Raw genomic sequence first — 17,836 nt, 5'->3', positions numbered from 1 at the left:
CTACTCAACGTCGATGTCCTTGATGCGCAGTTCCGTGCCGCCCGTCACATCCACGAAGCCCTCGCCGCAGGCGGGACAGGGATCGAACCGGGCCCCGATCTCCACCTCCGCGCCACAGGCCCGGCAGAGGCCCGTGCCGGGCGCCTCCAGGAGCACCAGTTCCGCCCCCTCGGCCAGGGTGCCCTCCGTGGCGGGCCCGAAGGCGAAGCGCAGGGCCTCCGGCTCGGCCCCCGAGAGGCGGCCCACCTCCAGGCGCACCTGGTGGATGCGGACGAAGCCCTGCCGGCGGGCCTCCTCCTCGAGTCCCTGGACCATGCCTTCCAGCAGGGAGAGCTCATGCATGAAGGCAGGGTAGCTTGGCTGTCCAGGCCGCCGGGCGCGGGTCCTCCAGGAGGTCCTCCAGGAAGGCCCAGGCGGCCTCCAGGTGGACTTCCGCGGCGGGGCTGAGCGGTTCCCCCAGGTCGAAGCGCTCGCCCCGGACGCTCAGGACGTAGGCCGGCGGGGGGGCTTGGCCCTCCACGGCGCGGTAGACCTGGAGCACCGCCCCCGGGCTCAGCTCGTGGGTGCTGTAGCTCGAATCCCGGGCGGGTCCCACCGGCGCGAAGGCGAAGGCCCCCGTGCAGCCGGCGTCCGCGTCCAGGAACAGGACCAGTTCCCGGTCCTTCAGGTCCAGGGCGTGCTCGATCTGCAGCTGGAAATCGGCCACGGTGGCCACGTCGAGCCCGGGGCGCTCCGCCAGCCAGGCGTCGGCCCGCTCCAGCAGGCGCGGGCCCAGGGCGTCATCCCCCCGGCTGGGATTCCCGTACCCCAGGACGACCGCGCCCATCAGGCCTCCCCGCAGGACAGTCCCCCGTCCGCGTCCTTCACCAGCCGGTCCAGCAGCCGCCCTTCCGCGTCCAGCAGCTCCACTTGCAGGGGCATGCGGCCCAGGGCGTGGGTGGCGCAGGAGAGGCAGGGATCGTAGGCGCGGATGGCCACCTCGATGTGGTTGAGGAGCCCCTCGGTGAGGGTCTTCCCGTCCAGGTAGCGGGCGGCGACCTGGCGCACCGCCTCGTTCATGGCCTGGTTGTTGTTCGTGGTGCTGACGATGAGGTTGGCCTTCTCGATGACGTCGGATTCGTTGATCCGGTAGTGGTGGAACAGGGTGCCCCGGGGCGCCTCGATGACGCCGATGCCCTCCAGGGCGCGCTCCCCCTTGGTGACCAGGTCCGTCCCCAGGATCTCGGGGTCGTTCAGGAGCCGCTCGATCTCCTCGGCGGCGTGGAGCATCTCGATCATGCGGGCCCAGTGGTAGGCCAGGGACGCGTGCTGCATCCCGCCGCCGGCCGCCTCCCGGAAGGTCCGGCGCTCGGCCTCGGCCAGGGGCGTGGTGATGCTGTCGCAGTTGTTCACGCGGGCCAGGGGCCCCACGCGGTACCAGCCCCCCTCGGCGCCCTGGCTGATGATGAAGGGGAACTTCATGTAGGACCAGGGCTTCACCTCCTCGCGGATGAAGCGGTTGTAGTGCGCGTAGTCCACGTGGTCGAAGATGGCCGACCCCTGGGCATCCCTGGCCCGGAGGCCGCCGTCGTAGAACTCCAGTTCGCCCGCGGGGCCGGTCAGGCTCATGAAATTGGACGGGAACACGCCGAATTCGCGGTGCTGCTCCGCGCTGGCCTCGAAGACCTTCCGGCTGAGGGCCACCGCTGCGCGGCTCCACTCGACCACCGGCCCGATGTCGCGGAGCAGGAGGTCCCGCTCCTCCACCTTCAGCGCCTTGTTCATGCCTCCCGGAATGGCGGCCACCCCGTGGACACGCTTGCCGGCGATGTGCCGGATCACCTCCTGGCCGTACTTCCTGAGCTTCACGCCCTGCACCGCCAGGTCCGGGTGGGCCTCGATGACGCCGATGACGTTCCGCTTGGCCACGTCCGAGTCGAATCCGAAGAGCAGGTCCGGGCTGGCGAGGTGGAAGAAGTGCAGGGCGTGGGACTGGAGCATCTGGCCCACGTGCAGCAGGCGGCGGAGCTTCTCGGCCGCGGGGGTGAGCTTCCGGGCCCCCACGAGCATGTCCACGGCCTTGCCGGCGGCGAGGTGGTGGCTCACGGGACAGATGCCGCAGAGCCGCTGGACCATGACCGGGACTTCCCAGTAGGGGCGTCCCTGGATGAACTTCTCGAAGCCCCGGAACTCCACGATGTGCAGGCGCACCTGGTGGATCCGGTTCTCCTCGTCGAGGAGGATGGTGACCTTGCCGTGGCCCTCCACGCGCGTGACGGGCTCGATGACCACCCGCTTCAGGTCCGCGGGCTGGGCGGCGGTTTCTAGGGTTGGGCTCATGGGGTCCTCGGGTGTTGGGACGGCGGGCAGGGCGCGGGGGACGTCGCGAGCAGGTCGGGCCTCAGTCGTAGCGGAGGAGCTGGAGGGGCAGGCTGGGATCCCGGCCGGCGATGAGTTCGGTGAGGAAGTGCCAGAAGGCCTCCGCCGAGGGCGGGCAGCCCGGCAGGTAGTAGTCGATCCTCACCACCTCGTGCAGGGGCCGGAGCTTGTCCAGCAGCAGGGGCAGCTCCGGATCGGACGGGATCTGCGCATTCTCCACCCCGACGCCCCGGATGTAGGCCTCGTCCAGGCACTCCCGAAGGGTGTAGTGGTTCCGCATGGAGGGGACGCCGCCGGTCACGGCGCACTCCCCCACGGACACGAGGATGCGGCAGTGCTCCCGGAAGTGCCTGAGCACGTGGACGTTCTCCGCGTTGCAGAGGCCGCCCTCGATGAGGCCCAGGTCCACCATGCCCTCGATGCGCTTGAGGTCGTTGATGGGGCTGCGGTCGAACTCCACCACCTCGAGCAGGTCCAGCAGGCGCTCGTCGATGTCCAGGAGGCTCATGTGGCAGCCGAAGCAGCCGGCCAGGGAGCAGGTGGCGACCTTCAGTTTGCTAGCCATGGCGCCGCTCCTCACGGATCCTGAAGTTCTTCACCGAATCCACCCGGATGGGGGCCTTGTCGTAGGGGCGCTCCCCGATGGGGACCTGGAAGCCCTTCCGCTTGGGCATCAGGGCTCCCACGGGGCAGACGTTCGCGGCCTCGTCCTCCATGGTCAGCCGGCTGTCCTTCAGCAGGCCCGTGGGGGAGTCCACCACGATCTCGGTCTTGATCCCCCGGTGGGTCATGGCGAAGACGCACTTCCGGTCCACGTCCCGGCTCACCCGGACGCAGTGGCCGCAGAGGATGCAGCGGTCGCGGTCCAGCACGAAATCGGGGTGGGAGGCGTCCACCTCCCGCTTCGGGAAGAACTGGGGGAAATGGTTGTCCTGGAGGCCCAGGTCGTAGGCCGTGGCCTGGAGCTTGCAGTGGCCGCTCTTCTCGCAGGTGGGGCAGTAGTGGTTCCCCTCCACGAAGAGCATCTGCGTGAGGGTCCGCCGCATCTCCCGCAGCTCGGGGGTGTCGTTCTGGATCATCTGCCCGGCGACGGCCGGCTGGGTGCAGGCGGCGAAGGGCCGTCCGTTGACGATCACGGTGCAGAGCCGGCAGCTGCTGTGGGGCTCGTAGTCCGGGTTGTGGCACAGGTGCGGGATGTAGACCCCGGCGGCCATGGCCGCGTCGAAGACCGTCTGGCCTTCCTTGAAAGGGATCTCCTGGCCGTCGAGAAAGAAGGTCTTGGTATGGTCCATGGCGGATCCCCTCACAGGTGGGCCTCGGCGTCGTCCCGCCCGGAGAGCTGGCGGGCCTCCTCGAGGGCCTCGTCCAGGTCGAAGGCGGGCTCGAACTCGGTGGTCATCATCCGGGCGTCCCAGACGGTCCGGAACTTCAGCAGGCTGTCCAGCAGATGGTTCGGCGCCGTCTGGCCGAGGCCGCAGTGGGCCGTGGTCTTCATGATGTGGCTGAGCTTCTGGATCTCCTCCAGGTCCATGGGACTGCCCTTCCCGCAGGCGACCTTGTCCACCAGGTTCACCAGGAGGCTGGTGCCCACCCGGCAGGGCGTGCAGAGGCCGCAGCTCTCGTGCTGGAAGAAGTGCGAGAAGTTCTCCACCAGTTCGAACATGTCCCGCTTCGGGCCGAGCACCATCATCGTGCCCACGGTGGCCAGGTCCTCGAAGGCCAGGACGCGGTCGAACTCGGAGCGGGTGATGGTGGTGCCCGAGGGACCGCTCACCTGGACGGCCTGGGCGCTGCTCCCGCCGCAGTCGCGCAGGATCTCCCGCACGCTCACGCCGAACGGGTATTCGTAGATGCCCGGCCGCTCGCAGTCCCCGGACACGCAGAAGAGCTTGGTGCCCGTGGAGTGCATGGTGCCGTGGGCGGCGAACCAGGCCCCGCCCTTGAGGGCGATCATGCCCGCCGCGGCGAAGGTCTCCACGTTGTTCACCACCGTGGGGCACTTCCGGACACCGGCCACCACGGGCAGCGGCCAGCGCTTCCGCGGCTTGCCGCGCCTGCCCTCGATGGACTCGATCATCGCGGATTCCATGCCGCAGATGTAGGCCCCGGCACCCCAATGGAGGTCGATGTCGAAGGCGTAGCCCGTGCCCAGGATGTTGCTTCCCAGCAGGCCCGCCTCCCGCCGCCGGGCCAGGACCGCCTCCAGGTGGGGCTTGAGGTACCAGTATTCCTGCCGGATGTAGAGGATGCCCTGGCCGGAACCCACCACGTAGCCGCAGACGGTCATGCCCTCGAAGACCATGTCGGCGTAGCTGGTGAGCAGCACCCGGTCCTTGAAGGTCCCCGGCTCGCCCTCGTCGGCGTTGCACACCACGTAGCGCTCCCCTCCGGCCGTGTCTCGGCAGGTCTCCCACTTGATGGCCGCCTTGAAGCCCGCCCCGCCCCGCCCACGGAGGTCCGAGCGGTAGAGTTCCTTCAGGGTCTCGTCCGCGCCCCGTTTCCAGAGCTTCCCGGAGGCCGGATCCAGCGCCTCTTCCAGCTGGATGTCCTTCAGGGTCTCGTCGCCGCCCCGGAGCATGGCCGCCTGGATGGCCGAGCCGGGCTCGAAGGGCCGGCGGAAGAGCACGTCCGAACGGCGGAAGTTGTCCTCCACCTCGAAGAACTCGGTGGGCCAGGCCGAGACCGGCGTCCGGGCCGTGATGAGCTCCACCATGCGGTCGATGCGCTCGCGGGAGAGCCGGGTGACGGGCAGGCCGTTCACCAGGGCCGCGGGCCCCTGGTCGCACATGCCGGTGCAGGAGGTGAAGTTCACGCTCACGCGGCCGTCGGCCCTCACCTTCCCCAGCTTCACCCCCAGGCGGCTGCAGAGGTACTCCGCGAGCTCGCGGTTCCCCAGCATGCGGTCCGTGATGTTGTCGGAGAGGTGGATGACGAAGTCGCCCAGGTACTGGTCGCTCAGGAAGGCGTAGAAGCCCACCACGCCCCGCACATGGGCCCGCGTGGCGCCGAGGTGGTCGGCCACGAGGTCCACCGCCTCGGGCGGCACGCAGTGGAGGGCATGCTGGACCTCCACGAGGATCTGGAGCAGGTTCTGCGGATCCCGATCGTACCGCTGGAGGATCGGCAGGATCGCGTCCTGGACGGGGGCGACGGTGGCGTGGGGCATGGAGGGCATCTCCCTGGGGATGGGACGGGGCCGCACCTCGGAGAACGCGCCGCGGAACTGGACGGGTCTTCAAAGATTACCGAGGCATCGGCAATCTACGCCCGGGAGCCCCCGACCACAACAACGGGCGCCTCGAATGTGATGTTTGTCTAGTTTTGGGCCGGGGATGATTCCCGGTCCGGATAGCAACCCGGGGGACCCGCGGCCAGGCCCCGTGGGGATCGCCACCGATCCCACCGTCCCAGGGGCCGACCCGCCCGGATTTGACAGACCGGAAAATCAGTCCTGGGACGCGAGCCGGTACAGCTCCGAGGCGTTCACGCCGAGGTGCTTGGCCAGGGGCTTCACCGCCTCGCGCAGGGTCATGCCCCCCTCCCGGGCCGCGGCCAGGAAGGCGCGGGCCCAGTCCGGCAGCGAGAGCCCATCGAATTCCGCCGAGGCCTCCGTCACCAGCCGCTTGGCGCCCGCCCCCGCCAGCACCAGCACCATCTCGCCCCGGTCCTCCCGGCCGAGTTCGGCCTTCACCTGGGCGGGCGTGCCCCGGTACCAGGTCTCGTGGAGCTTGGTCAGCTCGCGCCCGAGGGCGATCTCCCGGTCCGGCAGCAGCGCCTCCAGGTCGGCCAGGGTCTCGTGGATGCGGTGGGGGGTCTCGAAGACGACCACCGTCTCCTCCTCCGCGCCGAGCCGCTTCAGCATGGTCCGCCGGGGTTCCCCCCGATTGGGCAGGTAGCCCCAGAAACTGAAGGCGTGGCTGGGCAGTCCCGAGGCCACCACCGCCAGCAGCACCGCGGAGGCCCCTGGCAGCACCGTGACCCGGGCCCCCTGGGCGCGGGCGGCGCGGGCGATCTCGAACCCGGGATCGTTGATGCCGGGCATGCCGGCATCGCTGCAGTAGGCCACGGTCCGCCCGGAGGCCAGCTCCAGTTCCAGTCGCCCGAAGGCCTCCGCGCTGGCGTGGTCGTCGAAGCGGAGCAGGGGCTTGTCGATCCCCAGGTGCTTGAGGAGCCCGCCCGTGCGCCGCGTATCCTCGCAGGCCACCAGGTCGGCCTCCGCGAGGGCCTCCTTGGCCCGGCCCGTGAGGTCGCCGAGGTTTCCGATGGGCGTGGGGACGAGGATGAGGTGGCCGGTCATGACCCCTCCAGTCTGGCAGCCCTCGATCGGACGCGACATTCGGTCGCGTCCTCCCACTCAGCCTGCGCCTTCGCTTGGCTTCGCGGAGAGGGGCCCCCGGTTTCCGATGGGCGTGGGGACGAGGATGAGGTGGCCGGTCATGACCCCTCCAGTCTGGCAGCCCTCACGTCACCCGCTCCAGCTGGCGCCGGGACCGGATGAGGCGGCTGTAGGCCAGGCCCGTGTGGTACCAGTGCAGGAGGAAGGCCTCCTGGGCCGCCCGCCGGTACCAGGCCAGGGAGCCCCGGGAGGGCGGGCCATCCGATGCCGGGCTGCGGCGGACCCGCAGCCCCAGGCCCCTCGCCAGGGCGCCGGCCCGGGCCAGGTGCAGGCCATCCGACACCAGGATCAGGTCCCGCCAGCCCTCGGCGCGGAGGGTGTCCCGCACATGGAAGAGGTTCTCGAGGGTGTGCTGGCTCTGATCCTCGACCCGCACGGCCTCCGCGGGGATGCCCTGGGCCAGGAGCCAGGCCCGGCCGGCCTCGGCTTCGCTGAGGGCGGCCTGCCCCGTGACCCCGCCGGCCACCAGGATCCGTGGCGCCAATCCCCGTCGCCAGAGCTCGACGGCATGGGCGAGCCGGGCCTCGAAGACAGGGGTCGGACGATCGTCCTGGAGGCGCCGACCCAGCACGAGGATCAGGTCGGCCGGGGCCAGGGGCTCGCCCTCCGCCTCCCGCAGCACCCGCCTCAGGCGCCAGCCCACGGGCAGCCCCAGCAGCAGCACACTTCCTCCAGCGGCCAGGAGAAAGGTGGCGAGCCCCCCAGGCCCGAGTTTCTGCCAGAACGTCGAACGGGGGGGCGCGGTGTACGCCCCGGCCGATGCGCGTGCCACCATGCCACCTCCTGCACCCACCAGTATCGCCGTGGGCGGGAGGGAGGAACAGGCTCAGGGGTGGCGCATGGGCTCCGGGGTGAGGGCCTCCACGTCCAGTTCCCCGGTGCGGATGCGGATCACCCGCTCGAGGGGGCGGACGAAGATCTTCCCGTCCCCCACCTCGCCGGTGCGCGCCGCGCCCAGGATGGCCTGGACCGTGATCTCCACGAAGGGCTCGGAGACGGCGATGTCCAGCTGGATCTTCTCGTGGAACTCGTAGACGATCGGGGCCCCCCGGTAGGTCTCCAGCGCGATCTTCTCGCCGCCGTGCCCGGCGACCCGCTGGAGGGTGAGCCCGGTGACCTCGGCCTCGAAGAGGGCCGCCTTCACCTCCTCGAGCTTCTCCGGACGGATGATGGCCGTGATGAGCTTCATGCCTCACCTCCCAGCGGCAGGGCCGTGGGCGCAGGAACGGCCTGGGTCGGGGGCGGGGCCGCCTTCGGGGCCCTGGGGATCACCAGGACGGGGGTGTTCACCGTGGCCCCGTCGCCGGGATAGGCCGGCGCGGAGACTTCATGGAAGTCGAGCCCGGCCATCTCCTGCTCGGGTGTGACCCGCATGCCCAGGATCCGGTCGATGAGCTTGAAGAGCGCGAAGCTGGTGGTGCCGACCCACAGGAGGTTGGCGCCGATGCCCACGAGCTGGGCCAGCAGCTGGCGTCCGTCGCCGTAGAGCAGGCCGCGCACCCCGGCGGCCCCGCCGTTCAGGCCCTGGCCATAGGTGCCGTCGGCCAGCAGGCCCAGGGCCAGGAGGCCCCAGGCGCCGTTCACGCCATGGACCGCGATGGCCCCCACCGGGTCGTCGATCTTCAGGGTGTTCTCGATGAAGAGGGCCGCCGCGACCACCAGGACGCCGGCCACGCCGCCGATGAACACCGCCGCCGGGGCGTTCACGTAGGCGCAGGGCGCCGTGATGGCCACCAGGCCCGCCAGCATTCCGTTCACGGTCATGGAGAGGTCCGGCCGGGCGAACTTCCACCAGGTGAAGAGGTACGCCGTCACCGCCCCGGCGCCGGAGGCCAGCATGGTGTTGGTGGCCACCACGGCGATGCGGAGATCGGTCCCGGCCAGCGTGGATCCGGCATTGAAGCCGAACCAGCCGAAGGCGAGGATCAGGCAGCCCAGCACGGCCATGGGCAGGTTGTGGCCGGGGATCGCCTGGGCCACGCCCCTCACGTACTTCCCGATGCGCGGGCCCAGCACGAGCACGCCCGTGGTGGCCATCACGCCGCCCGTGAGGTGCACCACCCCCGAGCCGGCGAAATCCACGTAGCCGTGGCCGAGGCCGAGGGTCCGCCCCAGGGCCGACAGCCAGCCGCCGCCCCAGGCCCAGCAGGCGAAGACAGGGTAGATCACCATGGAGGCCACCAACCCGTAGACGAGGAAGGCCGAGAGCTTCCAGCGCTCGGCCATGGCCCCGGTGGGGATCGTCAGGGCCGTGTCCATGAACACCATCTGGAAGAGGAAGAGGCAGAAGGCCGAGACGTCGTAGGCCCCGCCCGAAAGGAAGAACCCCTTCCCGCCGACCAGCCCCCAGACGTTCCCCGCGAGGGTCGGCCCCAGGAGGCGGGACATGCCCTCGGGAGCTGACAGCGACGCGCCCATGGCCGCGCCCGAGCCGCCCATCTGCAGGGCGAAGCCCACCGCCCAGAAGCCGAGGAGGCCCACCCCGTAGACCATCAGGTTCATCATCATGGTGTGGGCGGCGTTCTTCGCGCGGGTGAAGCCGGTCTCCGCGAGGGCGAAGCCGGCCTGCATGAACATCACGAGGAAGGCCGTCAGGAGGGTCCAGACGAAGTTGAGGGCGACCCGGGTCTGCCCCACGGCCGCGCCGAGCTCCTGCAGCGTGGGCGCCCCCGGGTTCTGCGCGGGGACGTTCTGGATCCCCCCGGTGGACCCGCCGGTGGGATCCGCCGCGATGACCGCGGTGGACAGGGCCGCGAAGGCGATGGACAGCAACAGGATCCGGACCAGGTTTCGGCGTCTCATCCCCACTCCTCCTTCCGGGGAGGAGCAGGCTTCATGCCGGGGCGTGAGTCGGGGACCCAGGACTTGATAAACGTTCTATTATCAATCCCTACATCAAAAAGGCCAGAATGGGATCGATCAAGATCATCCTACATTTCCGTTAGATCTTCGATTTAGTATTACTTTTTTGTCGGATTCCTGGGCTCCGGGGCCGTCCGGAACCGATCCGGCTCCAGGCCGTACTTGCGGACCTTGTAGTTGAGGATCCGCTCCGTGGTCTGCAGCAGGCGCGCGGCCCGGGCGCGGTTGCCCCGGGCGGACTTGAGGGCGTCCTGGATGAGGTCCCGCTCGAAGGCGGTGACGGCGGCCTCGAGGTCCTGGGCCGGGAGGGTGCCCGACACCTCCGCCGTCTGCAGGCTGGGAGGCAGGTGGTGGCCGTGGATCACCCCGCCCTCGCACACCAGGATCGCCCGCTCGATGCAGTTCTCCAGCTCGCGCACGTTTCCCGGCCAGTGGTAGGCCATGAGCATGTCGATGGCGGAGGTGGAGAGGCGGCGGACCTCCTTGCGGTGCCGGATGGCGAACTTCTCCACGAAGTGGTCCGCGAGCAGCAGGATGTCCGTGCTGCGCTCCCGCAGGGGCGGCACGAACACCTCGAACACGTTCAGGCGGTAGTAGAGGTCCTCCCGGAAGGTGCCCGCCAGGGTAGCGGCCTCCAGGTCCCGGTGGGTGGCGGCGAGGAGGCGCACGTCGACCTTCACGGGGTGGACGCCGCCCAGGCGCTCGAACTCCCGCTCCTGCAGCACCCGCAGCAGCTTCACCTGGGTGGCCGGGCTCAGCTCCCCGATCTCGTCCAGGAAGAGCGTGCCGCCGTCCGCCAGCTCGAAGCGCCCCAGCTTCTGCTTCCGCGCATCCGTGAAGGCTCCGGGCTCATAGCCGAACAGCTCCGACTCGATGAGCCCCTCCGGCAGGGCGCCGCAGCTCACCTTGACGAAGGGCCTGCCGGCCCGGGGGGAGCTGTAGTGGATGGCGTGGGCGATGAGCTCCTTGCCCGTGCCCGATTCCCCGCGGATCAGCACCGTGGTGTTGGCCGGGGCCGCCTGGGCCACCTGCTCGTAGACCCGCTGCATGGCGTGGCTGTTCCCGATGAGGTTCCGCAGCTCGTAGCGCTCCCGCAGCTCCTCCCGAAGCTGCCGGTTCTCCTCCGCCAGGCGCTGCCGGTCCGCGGCCACCAGACGGGCCACCTTCAGGGCCATGCCCACCATGGCCGCGGCGATCTGGAGGATCCGGGTCTCCCCGTCATAGTCCCGGTCCGCGAGGTAGGGCGCGGCCAGGGAGAGGGCCCCTGCCACGCGGCCGTCCACGAAGAGGGGGACGCAGAAGAAGCTCAGCTCACCCTTCCGCCGGAGCTGTTCGCGGAGGAGGCCGGTGCGGTCGAGGTAGAGGGGCTCCTGGCTCACCTTCGGCACCACCACCGCCTTGCCCCCCTTGAGGACGCGCCCGGTGATGCCCTCCCCCGGCTGGTACCGGGCCCGCTCCAGGGCCCGGGAGCTCAGCCCCCAGGCCGCCTCGATCCGCGCCCCGCCGCCGGCCTCGTCCGCCAGCAGGATGGCCCCGCTGAGGGCCCCGAAGGCCTCGGCCAGGATCTCCAGCGCCAGGGGCAGCGCGGCCCGGAGGTCCGAGGTCGCCAGGGCCCGGCTCAGCGCCACCAGGGGGGCGAGCTTGGCCGGATCCTTCTTGGCCGCCATGGGACCTCCAGAAGGGCTGCTACAAAATTGTAGGCCCGTCCCTTCAGGATTTCAAATCTGTACCCTGGAAGCTGGGGGCTCGGCTCAGCCCTCGGCCCACTTTTCTGACTTCCTCTCCGCATCCTGCGGATGCGGAGGCGCCGGCTCCGGACGGGGGAGCCGGCGCCTCCGGGGGGCTCGGCTCAGCCTTCCGACCGCTTTTCCGACTTCTTGCGCTCGTTGGTGTCGAGCACCCGCTTGCGCATGCGGATGAAGTTCGGGGTGACCTCCACCAGCTCGTCAGCCTCGATGTACTCCAGGGCCTGCTCCAGGGTGTGCTCCCGGGGCGGGGTGAGGCGGGTGGCCTCGTCGCTGCCGCTGGCACGCATGTTGGAGAGCTTCTTGCCCTTGGCCACGTTCACCACCAGGTCGTTCTCGCGGGCGTGCTCGCCCACGATCATGCCCTCGTAGCACTTGGTGCCGGGGTGGATGAAGATGACGCCGCGCTCCTCCAGGTTCATGAGGGCGAAGCCCACGGATTCGCAGGTCTCCATGCTGATGAGCACGCCGTTCTTGCGGCCCGGCAGCTCGCCCTTGTAGGGGCCGTAGTGGCTGAAGAGGCTGTGGAGGATGCCCTCGCCGCGGGTGTCGGTCATGAACTCGCTGCGGAAGCCGATGAGGCCGCGGCTGGGGATCTTGAAGTGCAGGCGCAGGCGTCCGCCCTCGTTGCCCATGTCCTGCATCTCGGCCTTGCGGTTGCCCATGTGCTCCATCACCACGCCCATGAAGGCCTCCGGGATGTCGATCGTCACATCCTCGTAGGGCTCCAGCTTGTCGCCCGTGACCGGATCCGTGTGCAGGATCACCTCGGGGCGGCTCACGCAGAGCTCGAAGCCTTCGCGGCGCATGGTCTCGATGAGGACGGAGAGGTGCAGCTCGCCGCGGCCGCTCACCTTGAAGGAATCGGGGCTGTCCGTATCCTCCACGCGCAGGGCCACGTTGTGCTGCAGCTCCTTCTGGAGCCGCTCGCGGATGCGGCGGCTCTGGACGTGCTTGCCGTCCTGGCCGGCGAAGGGGCCGGCGTTCACCATGAACATCATGGAGATGGTGGGCTCGTCGATGTCCACGTAGGGCAGGGCCACGGGCGAGGTGGCGTCGGCGATGGTCTCGCCCACCCGGATGTCCGCGATGCCCGCGATGGCCACGATCTCGCCGGCGGTGGCCTCCTGGAGCTGGATGCGGGTGAGGCCCTCGAAGCCGTAGAGCTGGGTGACCTTGTGCTGCTGGAGGCTGCCGTCCCGCTTCACGAGGCTGACCGCATCGCCCACCCGGAGCCGGCCGTTCACGATGCGGCCGATGCCGATCTGGCCCACGAAGTCGCTCCAGTCCATGAGGGTGACGAGCATCTGGAGGGGCGCGTCGGAGCTGCCCGTGGGGTGGGGGCAGTGCTTGACGATGGTGTCGAAGAGGGGATCCAGGTTCTCGCTGGCGTCGTTCATGTCCAGCATGGCGTAGCCCTGCTTCGCGCTGGCGAAGACGCAGGGGAAGTCCAGCTGCTCCTCGGTGGCCCCCAGCTCGATGAGCAGGTCGAAGACCTGGTCCTGGGCCCAGAGGGGGCGGGCGCCGGGGCGGTCCACCTTGTTGATGACGACGATGGGCCGAAGGCCCAGGGCCAGGGCCTTGCGCGTGACGAACTTGGTCTGGGGCATGGGCCCGTCGAAGGCGTCCACCACGAGCAGCACGGAATCCACCATGCTCAGCACCCGCTCCACCTCTCCGCCGAAATCGGCGTGGCCGGGGGTGTCCACGATGTTGAAGCGGTAGCCCGCCCAGTGGAGGGACGTGGTCTTGGCCAGGATGGTGATGCCGCGCTCGCGCTCCTGGTCGTTGCTGTCCATGGCGCGTTCCTGGACGCGCTGGTTGTCGCGGAACATGTGGGCGCCCTTGAAGAGGGCGTCCACCAGGGTGGTCTTGCCGTGATCGACATGGGCGATGATGGCGATGTTGCGGATCTTTTCGAGGGGGGTCATCAGGCTCCCGGAGCAGCCCCGGCACAGGCCGGGCAGAACCCTCGATTTTACACGAATCCGGCCCGCATTCCGAGCGCAATTCGCCCCTCCAGGCCCCTACGGGACGCGACGCCGCCCCGTTCGGGGGTAAGATGGTCGGACCCTCCCCGGGAGAAGCCCATGCACATCAACGAACTGCTCACCGTGGTCTGCGAGCAGGGCGCCAGCGACCTCCACCTGAAGGTCGGCAACCACCCCATCGCCCGCATCCGGGGCAAGCTCACCCCCCTGACCCAGTTCAAGCGGCTGGTGCAGGAGGACACCATCGCCATGGCCTACGCCATCATGGCCAGCGACAAGCAGAAGGCGAAGTTCAAGGAGAACCTGGATCTCGACCTCGCCTATTCCGTGCCGAGCCTGGGCCGGTTCCGCTGCAACGTCTTCAACCAGCGCGGGACCGTGGGCCTGGTGCTCCGCGTGATCCCGCGGAAGATCTACACCATCGACGACCTGATGCTGCCCAAGGTCCTCAAGAACATCTGCCAGGAGCAGCGCGGCCTGGTGCTGGTGACGGGCACCACGGGCTCGGGCAAGTCCACCACCCTGGCGGCCATGATCGACCTGATCAACGCCACCCGCACGGAACACATCCTCACCATCGAGGATCCCATCGAGTACCTCCACCGGGACAACCTGAGCATCGTGAACCAGCGCGAGGTCGAGGCCGACTGCCGGACCTTCGCCACGGCCCTGCGGGCCGCCCTCCGCCAGGATCCCGACGTCATCCTCGTGGGCGAGATGCGCGACCTGGAGACCATCGAGACGGCCCTGCACGCCGCGGAGACGGGCCACTTGGTCTTCAGCACCCTGCACACCCTGGACGCCACGGAGACCATCAACCGCGTCATCTCCGTGTTCCCGCCCCACCACCAGAAGCAGATCCGCCTCCAGCTGGGCGCCGTGCTCAAGGGCGTCATCTCCCAGCGCCTCGTGCCCCGGGCGGACGGCCAGGGCCGCGTGCCCGCCGTGGAGGTCATGGTGGCCACCGAAACCGTCCGCGGCTGCATCGAGGACAAGGACAAGACCAAGCTCCTGAAGGATGTCATCGCCGCGGGCACCAGCCAGTACGGCATGCAGACCTTCGACCAGAGCCTCTACTTCCTGCTGCGCCAGGGCCTCATCACCGAGGAGGAGGCCCTCCTCCGGGCCACCAACGTCGGCGAGTTCAAGCTCAAGCTGGAGGGCATCGCCTCCACCTCGGACATGGCCCGGTCCAACATGGAGCGCGGCATGTCCATCTCCCAGGGGGGAGGCCGCGAGGGGGTTCCCGCGCCTCCGCCGGTGGTGGTGTCCCCGGGCGCCCCCATGCCCATGCCCCCGCCCGGGGACGTGAAAATCACCCTGGCACGCTAGGCGCCGTTCCCCTATTCTGGCTCTCCCATCCCCGGACCGAGGTCGCCGATGATCAAGATCGACATCGCCAACGCGCTGATGAAGGTGCACCCCTGCTCCCGCTCCACCGCCCTCCAGGTGGTGGACCTGCTGACCGAGCGCCTGAAGGACGCCCTCCTCAACGGCCACCGCATCGAGATCCGCGGCTTCGGCGTCTTCGAGCCCCGCCCCCGGAAGCGGGGCATGGGCCGCAACATCAAGACCGGCGCCAGCGTCCAGATCCCCAAGGGCAAGAGCATCCGCTTCAAGCCCGGCAAGGACCTGCGCGAGATCGAGGTCAAGTAGCGGGAGCCCCTAGGCCAGCGCCGCCGCCGCGGTCCGGAGGCGGTCCAGGGCCTCGTCCACCTGGGCCCGGTGGGTGCGGGCCGCAAGGATGGCCAGGCGCAGGTGGAAGGCGCCCCGCAGCCGGGTGCCGCTGAGGAAGACGCGCCCCTCGGCCGTCAGCCGGTCCAGCACGGCCTGGTTGAAGGCGTCCGGATCGCCTGTTCCGGGCAGGAACCGGAAGGCCAGGACGCTGAGCTGGGGCGCGGGTCCCGGATCCACGCCCGGCAGCGCCCGCAGGCGCTCATGGGCGTAGCGCGCCAGCAGCAGCTTCTCCTCCAGGGCCGCCCGGAAGGCCGAGACGCCGTGCAGCTGGAGGGGCAGCCAGAGGCGCAGGGCCCGCGCATGCTTGCTGAACTCCAGGGTCGTCTCGGAGGGGCTCAGCTCCTCCAAGTCCTCCGGCGGGGACGGCAGGTAGTCGGCCCGGAAGGCGTGGGCCTTCCGCAGGGGGTCGAGGTGGCGCACAAGCACGACGCCCAGCCCCAGGGGCGTGAACAGGCCCTTGTGGGGGTCCAGCACCAGGCTGTCGCTGCGCTCCAGGCCCCGGAGGGCGGTCCTTCCTTGTTCCGTCAGGGCGAAGGAGGCCCCGTAGGCGCCGTCCGTGTGCATCCACAGGCCGTACCGCGCGGCCAGGTCGGCGCAGGCTTCCAGGGGATCCACGGCCCCCGTGTTGGTGGTACCGGCGGTGGGCACCAGCAGCCAGGGGCGCAGGCCCGCCCGGAGATCCTCCCGGATCGCGGCCTCCAGCGCCTCGGGTCGCAGGCGGAAGTCCCCGTCCGAGGGGATGCTCCGCACGGGAGCCTCCGCCATGCCCGCCACGCGCAGGGCCTTCTCGATGCAGTGATGGGCCTGGTCCGACAGGTACACGCAGGCCCTGGGGTAGTCCACGGCCCTGAGACCGGCCGCCTCGCGGGCCGTGCAGATCCCCACCAGGTGGGCCATGCTGCCCCCGGCCGCCAGGTTGCCGGAGCTGCCTTCGGGCAGGCCCATCTCCCGGGCCAGCCACGCGATCACCTGGTTCTCCATCCGCACGGCGCCGGGCCCGGCGAAGAAGTAGCCCGCGTAGCGGTTGGTGAGGGCCGCCAGCAGGTCGCCCAGCGCCCCGGCGAAGAGGGACGAGGGCGGGATGAAGGCGAGGTGCCGCCCCGACGCCCCGTTGGCCCCCACGCCGTCCACCTGGTCCGAGAGGGTCTCCAGGATGCGGGGGAGGGGCCGCCCCGCCTCCGGGATCGGCAGGTCGGCCAACCCGGCCCCGGGCCGGTCCCTCAGCACGAAGGCCGGGGCCTCGGGCAGGGCCTGCAGGAAGGCCTCGCCGTACTCCCGGGCGGCCTCCCACAGCCCGGCCCGGGCCTCGACGCCGGGGTCAAGGGCGAGGGACCGCGCCTCGAGGTCCTTCAGCCGCGCCAGCATGGGCCCCCTACCGCATCCGGCCACTGGCGAGGATGATCAGCTCCCGCAGGGTCTTGGCCATGGTGATGGCCGAGACGCCGGTGGGATCGTAGTGGGGCGCCAGCTCCAGGCAGTCCATCCCCACCAGGCGACGGCCCTTGAAGAGCTTCAGCCCGGCGATGAGCAGGTCCCAGGTGATGCCGCCGGGCTCGGGGGTGCCGGTGCCGGGGTAGAGGCTGGGGTCCAGCACGTCCATGTCCAGGGTGAGGTAGATGGGCCGGTCGCCCAGGCTGTCCAGGTGGGCCCGCAGGGCCTCCACCGTGAAGGGGCGCAGGGTGTCGTGGGCCCGGGCCAGGTCCCACTCCTCCTTCGAACCGGAGCGGATGCCGAACTGCTTGAGGTTCCCGTAGCCGATGCGGTCCGCCACGCGGCCCAGGATGGTGGCGTGGGTCCACTCGTCGCCCCAGAGGTCGGGCCGCAGGTCCGCGTGGGCGTCGAAGTGCACCACGGCCAGGTCCGGGTGGTCCGCGTGGGCTTCCATGATCAGCGGATAGGCCAGCAGGTGCTCGCCGCCGAAGGCGAGGGGGAACTGGCCCTTCCCGCGGATCTCCCGCACGGCCGAGCCGATGTCATCCAGCACCCGGGCCTTCTGGCCGGGAGGCAGGAACAGGTCGCCGTAGTCCGCGTACTTGATGTCCAGGAGCGAGGCCTGCTGGTAGAAGCTGAACTCCTCCATGCCGAAGGAGGCCTCCCGCACGGCGAAGCCCGCGAAGCGGCTGCCGGCCTTGAAGGAGGAGGTGCCGTCCCAGCAGACGCCGAAGAGGGCGATGTCGGCCTCCTCCGGCTCGCAGGAACCCAGGAAGAAGGGGGGGACGAACTCGTGCGCCATGGCGGACCTCGGACCCTCCAGGGTAGCAAACGGGCCTGAAGGGCCCCTCCTCTCCTTCAAAAAGACCTCCACGAAGGGCACGGAGGAAAAGCGGGTCAAGCACACGAAGAATGAGCAGGATTAAGGGTTTGATTCGTGTTCTTCGTGCGCCCGAAGGGCGTCTTCGTGCCCTTCGTGGAGATCCTTGGCCCTGGCTTCTAGAATGAAGCCATGGACGCCTGCCGCCGCCCCGAAGTCACCTATCCCCACCGCGTGCCCCTGAAGGTCATCGGCCGCCAGGAGGAGCTGCGCCCGGACATGGTGATGGACCTGATCCTGGCCCACCTGGGCCCCCAGCCCGACGGTGACAGCCAGCACCAGGCCAACTGCAAGGGGGCCTTCATCAGCTACACCTTCTGGGTGACCCTGCCCCACGAGCGGGCCGAGACGCCGCTGCGGGAGGCCATCCAGAAGCTGCCGGGCGTGGTGATGCAGCTGTAGGGGCTGCCCAAGTTCCACCCGCGAATCCGATCGG

Annotated in this window: 17 protein-coding genes; 3 read left to right on the top strand and 14 right to left on the bottom strand. The window is 69.8% G+C overall.

Annotated features, from left to right (window positions below):
• The 12 genes from hypA to typA form a co-directional block, all read right to left on the bottom strand.
• The gene (gene hypA, locus QSJ33_RS12785; protein WP_285726766.1) at positions 1 to 342 is read right to left on the bottom strand and encodes a hydrogenase maturation nickel metallochaperone HypA; all 342 of its coding nucleotides are present in this window, start codon (positions 340 to 342) and stop codon (positions 1 to 3) included.
• Complete coding sequence (locus tag QSJ33_RS12780; RefSeq protein ID WP_285726765.1) at positions 335 to 826, bottom strand: hydrogenase maturation protease; 492 nt, start codon at positions 824 to 826, stop codon at positions 335 to 337. Before QSJ33_RS12780 ends, hypA begins: the two co-directional genes overlap by 8 nt.
• On the bottom strand, positions 826 to 2,319 hold the full coding sequence (locus QSJ33_RS12775; RefSeq protein WP_285726763.1) for a Ni/Fe hydrogenase subunit alpha: 1,494 nt from the start codon (positions 2,317 to 2,319) through the stop codon (positions 826 to 828). The genes QSJ33_RS12780 and QSJ33_RS12775 overlap by 1 nt, the downstream gene beginning before the upstream one ends.
• 61 nt (positions 2,320 to 2,380) lie before the next feature.
• The gene (locus QSJ33_RS12770) at positions 2,381 to 2,923 is read right to left on the bottom strand and encodes an NADH-quinone oxidoreductase subunit B family protein (protein ID WP_285726761.1); all 543 of its coding nucleotides are present in this window, start codon (positions 2,921 to 2,923) and stop codon (positions 2,381 to 2,383) included.
• Entirely contained in the window at positions 2,916 to 3,650 is a 735-nt protein-coding gene (locus QSJ33_RS12765; protein ID WP_285726759.1) for a 2Fe-2S iron-sulfur cluster-binding protein, read from the bottom strand. The genes QSJ33_RS12770 and QSJ33_RS12765 overlap by 8 nt, the downstream gene beginning before the upstream one ends.
• A gap of 11 nt (positions 3,651 to 3,661) precedes the next feature.
• A complete protein-coding gene (locus tag QSJ33_RS12760) occupies positions 3,662 to 5,524 on the bottom strand; it encodes an NAD(P)H-dependent oxidoreductase subunit E (RefSeq protein WP_285726756.1) in 1,863 nt (620 codons plus the stop codon).
• Positions 5,525 to 5,803: 279 nt separating this feature from the next.
• Positions 5,804 to 6,655, bottom strand: coding sequence for a 16S rRNA (cytidine(1402)-2'-O)-methyltransferase (gene rsmI / locus QSJ33_RS12755; RefSeq protein WP_285726754.1), 852 nt, complete (start codon positions 6,653 to 6,655; stop codon positions 5,804 to 5,806).
• Between the two features lie 163 nt (positions 6,656 to 6,818).
• A complete protein-coding gene (locus QSJ33_RS12750; protein WP_285726752.1) occupies positions 6,819 to 7,529 on the bottom strand; it encodes a YdcF family protein in 711 nt (236 codons plus the stop codon).
• Between the two features lie 51 nt (positions 7,530 to 7,580).
• A complete protein-coding gene (locus QSJ33_RS12745) occupies positions 7,581 to 7,943 on the bottom strand; it encodes a P-II family nitrogen regulator (RefSeq protein WP_285726750.1) in 363 nt (120 codons plus the stop codon).
• Positions 7,940 to 9,556, bottom strand: coding sequence for an ammonium transporter (locus tag QSJ33_RS12740; RefSeq protein ID WP_285726748.1), 1,617 nt, complete (start codon positions 9,554 to 9,556; stop codon positions 7,940 to 7,942). The genes QSJ33_RS12745 and QSJ33_RS12740 overlap by 4 nt, the downstream gene beginning before the upstream one ends.
• A gap of 158 nt (positions 9,557 to 9,714) precedes the next feature.
• A complete protein-coding gene (locus QSJ33_RS12735) occupies positions 9,715 to 11,283 on the bottom strand; it encodes a sigma-54-dependent Fis family transcriptional regulator (protein ID WP_285726746.1) in 1,569 nt (522 codons plus the stop codon).
• 182 nt (positions 11,284 to 11,465) lie between these two features.
• A complete protein-coding gene (gene typA, locus QSJ33_RS12730) occupies positions 11,466 to 13,292 on the bottom strand; it encodes a translational GTPase TypA (RefSeq protein ID WP_285726744.1) in 1,827 nt (608 codons plus the stop codon).
• Positions 13,293 to 13,451: 159 nt separating this feature from the next.
• Between typA and QSJ33_RS12725 the strand changes: the two genes are divergently transcribed.
• Positions 13,452 to 14,684 carry a type IV pilus twitching motility protein PilT gene (locus QSJ33_RS12725; RefSeq protein ID WP_285726741.1) on the top strand — a complete coding sequence of 411 codons (1,233 nt, stop codon included), beginning with the start codon at positions 13,452 to 13,454 and terminating at the stop codon, positions 14,682 to 14,684.
• A gap of 48 nt (positions 14,685 to 14,732) precedes the next feature.
• A complete protein-coding gene (locus tag QSJ33_RS12720) occupies positions 14,733 to 15,008 on the top strand; it encodes an HU family DNA-binding protein (protein WP_285726739.1) in 276 nt (91 codons plus the stop codon).
• A gap of 9 nt (positions 15,009 to 15,017) precedes the next feature.
• Here QSJ33_RS12720 and QSJ33_RS12715 read toward each other — a convergent pair whose 3' ends face one another.
• Positions 15,018 to 16,454, bottom strand: a complete 1,437-nt coding sequence (locus QSJ33_RS12715; RefSeq protein ID WP_285726737.1) for a pyridoxal phosphate-dependent decarboxylase family protein — start codon at positions 16,452 to 16,454, stop codon at positions 15,018 to 15,020.
• Between the two features lie 7 nt (positions 16,455 to 16,461).
• The gene (speB, locus tag QSJ33_RS12710) at positions 16,462 to 17,322 is read right to left on the bottom strand and encodes an agmatinase (RefSeq protein ID WP_285726735.1); all 861 of its coding nucleotides are present in this window, start codon (positions 17,320 to 17,322) and stop codon (positions 16,462 to 16,464) included.
• A 210-nt stretch (positions 17,323 to 17,532) separates the two neighbouring features.
• Here speB and QSJ33_RS12705 point away from each other — a divergent pair, with 210 nt between their 5' ends.
• Entirely contained in the window at positions 17,533 to 17,802 is a 270-nt protein-coding gene (locus QSJ33_RS12705; RefSeq protein WP_285726733.1) for a DUF493 family protein, read from the top strand.
• The last annotated feature ends 34 nt before the right edge of the window (positions 17,803 to 17,836 follow it).

This window comes from Geothrix rubra, from assembly GCF_030268065.1.
GTDB classification, from domain to species: domain Bacteria; phylum Acidobacteriota; class Holophagae; order Holophagales; family Holophagaceae; genus Geothrix; species Geothrix rubra.
The sequence above is the reverse complement of the archived record's forward strand: the minus strand, read 5'-3'. Positions and strand labels throughout refer to the sequence as shown.

Coding starts and splice junctions, on each gene's coding strand:
- QSJ33_RS12760 (WP_285726756.1), bottom strand. CDS start 5,524: ATGCCCCACGCCACCGTCGCCCCCGTCCAGGACGCGATCCTGCCGATC.
- QSJ33_RS12725 (WP_285726741.1), top strand. CDS start 13,452: ATGCACATCAACGAACTGCTCACCGTGGTCTGCGAGCAGGGCGCCAGC.
- rsmI (WP_285726754.1), bottom strand. CDS start 6,655: ATGACCGGCCACCTCATCCTCGTCCCCACGCCCATCGGAAACCTCGGC.
- QSJ33_RS12740 (WP_285726748.1), bottom strand. CDS start 9,556: ATGAGACGCCGAAACCTGGTCCGGATCCTGTTGCTGTCCATCGCCTTC.
- QSJ33_RS12720 (WP_285726739.1), top strand. CDS start 14,733: ATGATCAAGATCGACATCGCCAACGCGCTGATGAAGGTGCACCCCTGC.
- QSJ33_RS12775 (WP_285726763.1), bottom strand. CDS start 2,319: ATGAGCCCAACCCTAGAAACCGCCGCCCAGCCCGCGGACCTGAAGCGG.
- QSJ33_RS12780 (WP_285726765.1), bottom strand. CDS start 826: ATGGGCGCGGTCGTCCTGGGGTACGGGAATCCCAGCCGGGGGGATGAC.
- QSJ33_RS12705 (WP_285726733.1), top strand. CDS start 17,533: ATGGACGCCTGCCGCCGCCCCGAAGTCACCTATCCCCACCGCGTGCCC.
- QSJ33_RS12750 (WP_285726752.1), bottom strand. CDS start 7,529: ATGGTGGCACGCGCATCGGCCGGGGCGTACACCGCGCCCCCCCGTTCG.
- QSJ33_RS12735 (WP_285726746.1), bottom strand. CDS start 11,283: ATGGCGGCCAAGAAGGATCCGGCCAAGCTCGCCCCCCTGGTGGCGCTG.
- QSJ33_RS12770 (WP_285726761.1), bottom strand. CDS start 2,923: ATGGCTAGCAAACTGAAGGTCGCCACCTGCTCCCTGGCCGGCTGCTTC.
- hypA (WP_285726766.1), bottom strand. CDS start 342: ATGCATGAGCTCTCCCTGCTGGAAGGCATGGTCCAGGGACTCGAGGAG.
- QSJ33_RS12745 (WP_285726750.1), bottom strand. CDS start 7,943: ATGAAGCTCATCACGGCCATCATCCGTCCGGAGAAGCTCGAGGAGGTG.
- typA (WP_285726744.1), bottom strand. CDS start 13,292: ATGACCCCCCTCGAAAAGATCCGCAACATCGCCATCATCGCCCATGTC.
- speB (WP_285726735.1), bottom strand. CDS start 17,322: ATGGCGCACGAGTTCGTCCCCCCCTTCTTCCTGGGTTCCTGCGAGCCG.
- QSJ33_RS12765 (WP_285726759.1), bottom strand. CDS start 3,650: ATGGACCATACCAAGACCTTCTTTCTCGACGGCCAGGAGATCCCTTTC.
- QSJ33_RS12715 (WP_285726737.1), bottom strand. CDS start 16,454: ATGCTGGCGCGGCTGAAGGACCTCGAGGCGCGGTCCCTCGCCCTTGAC.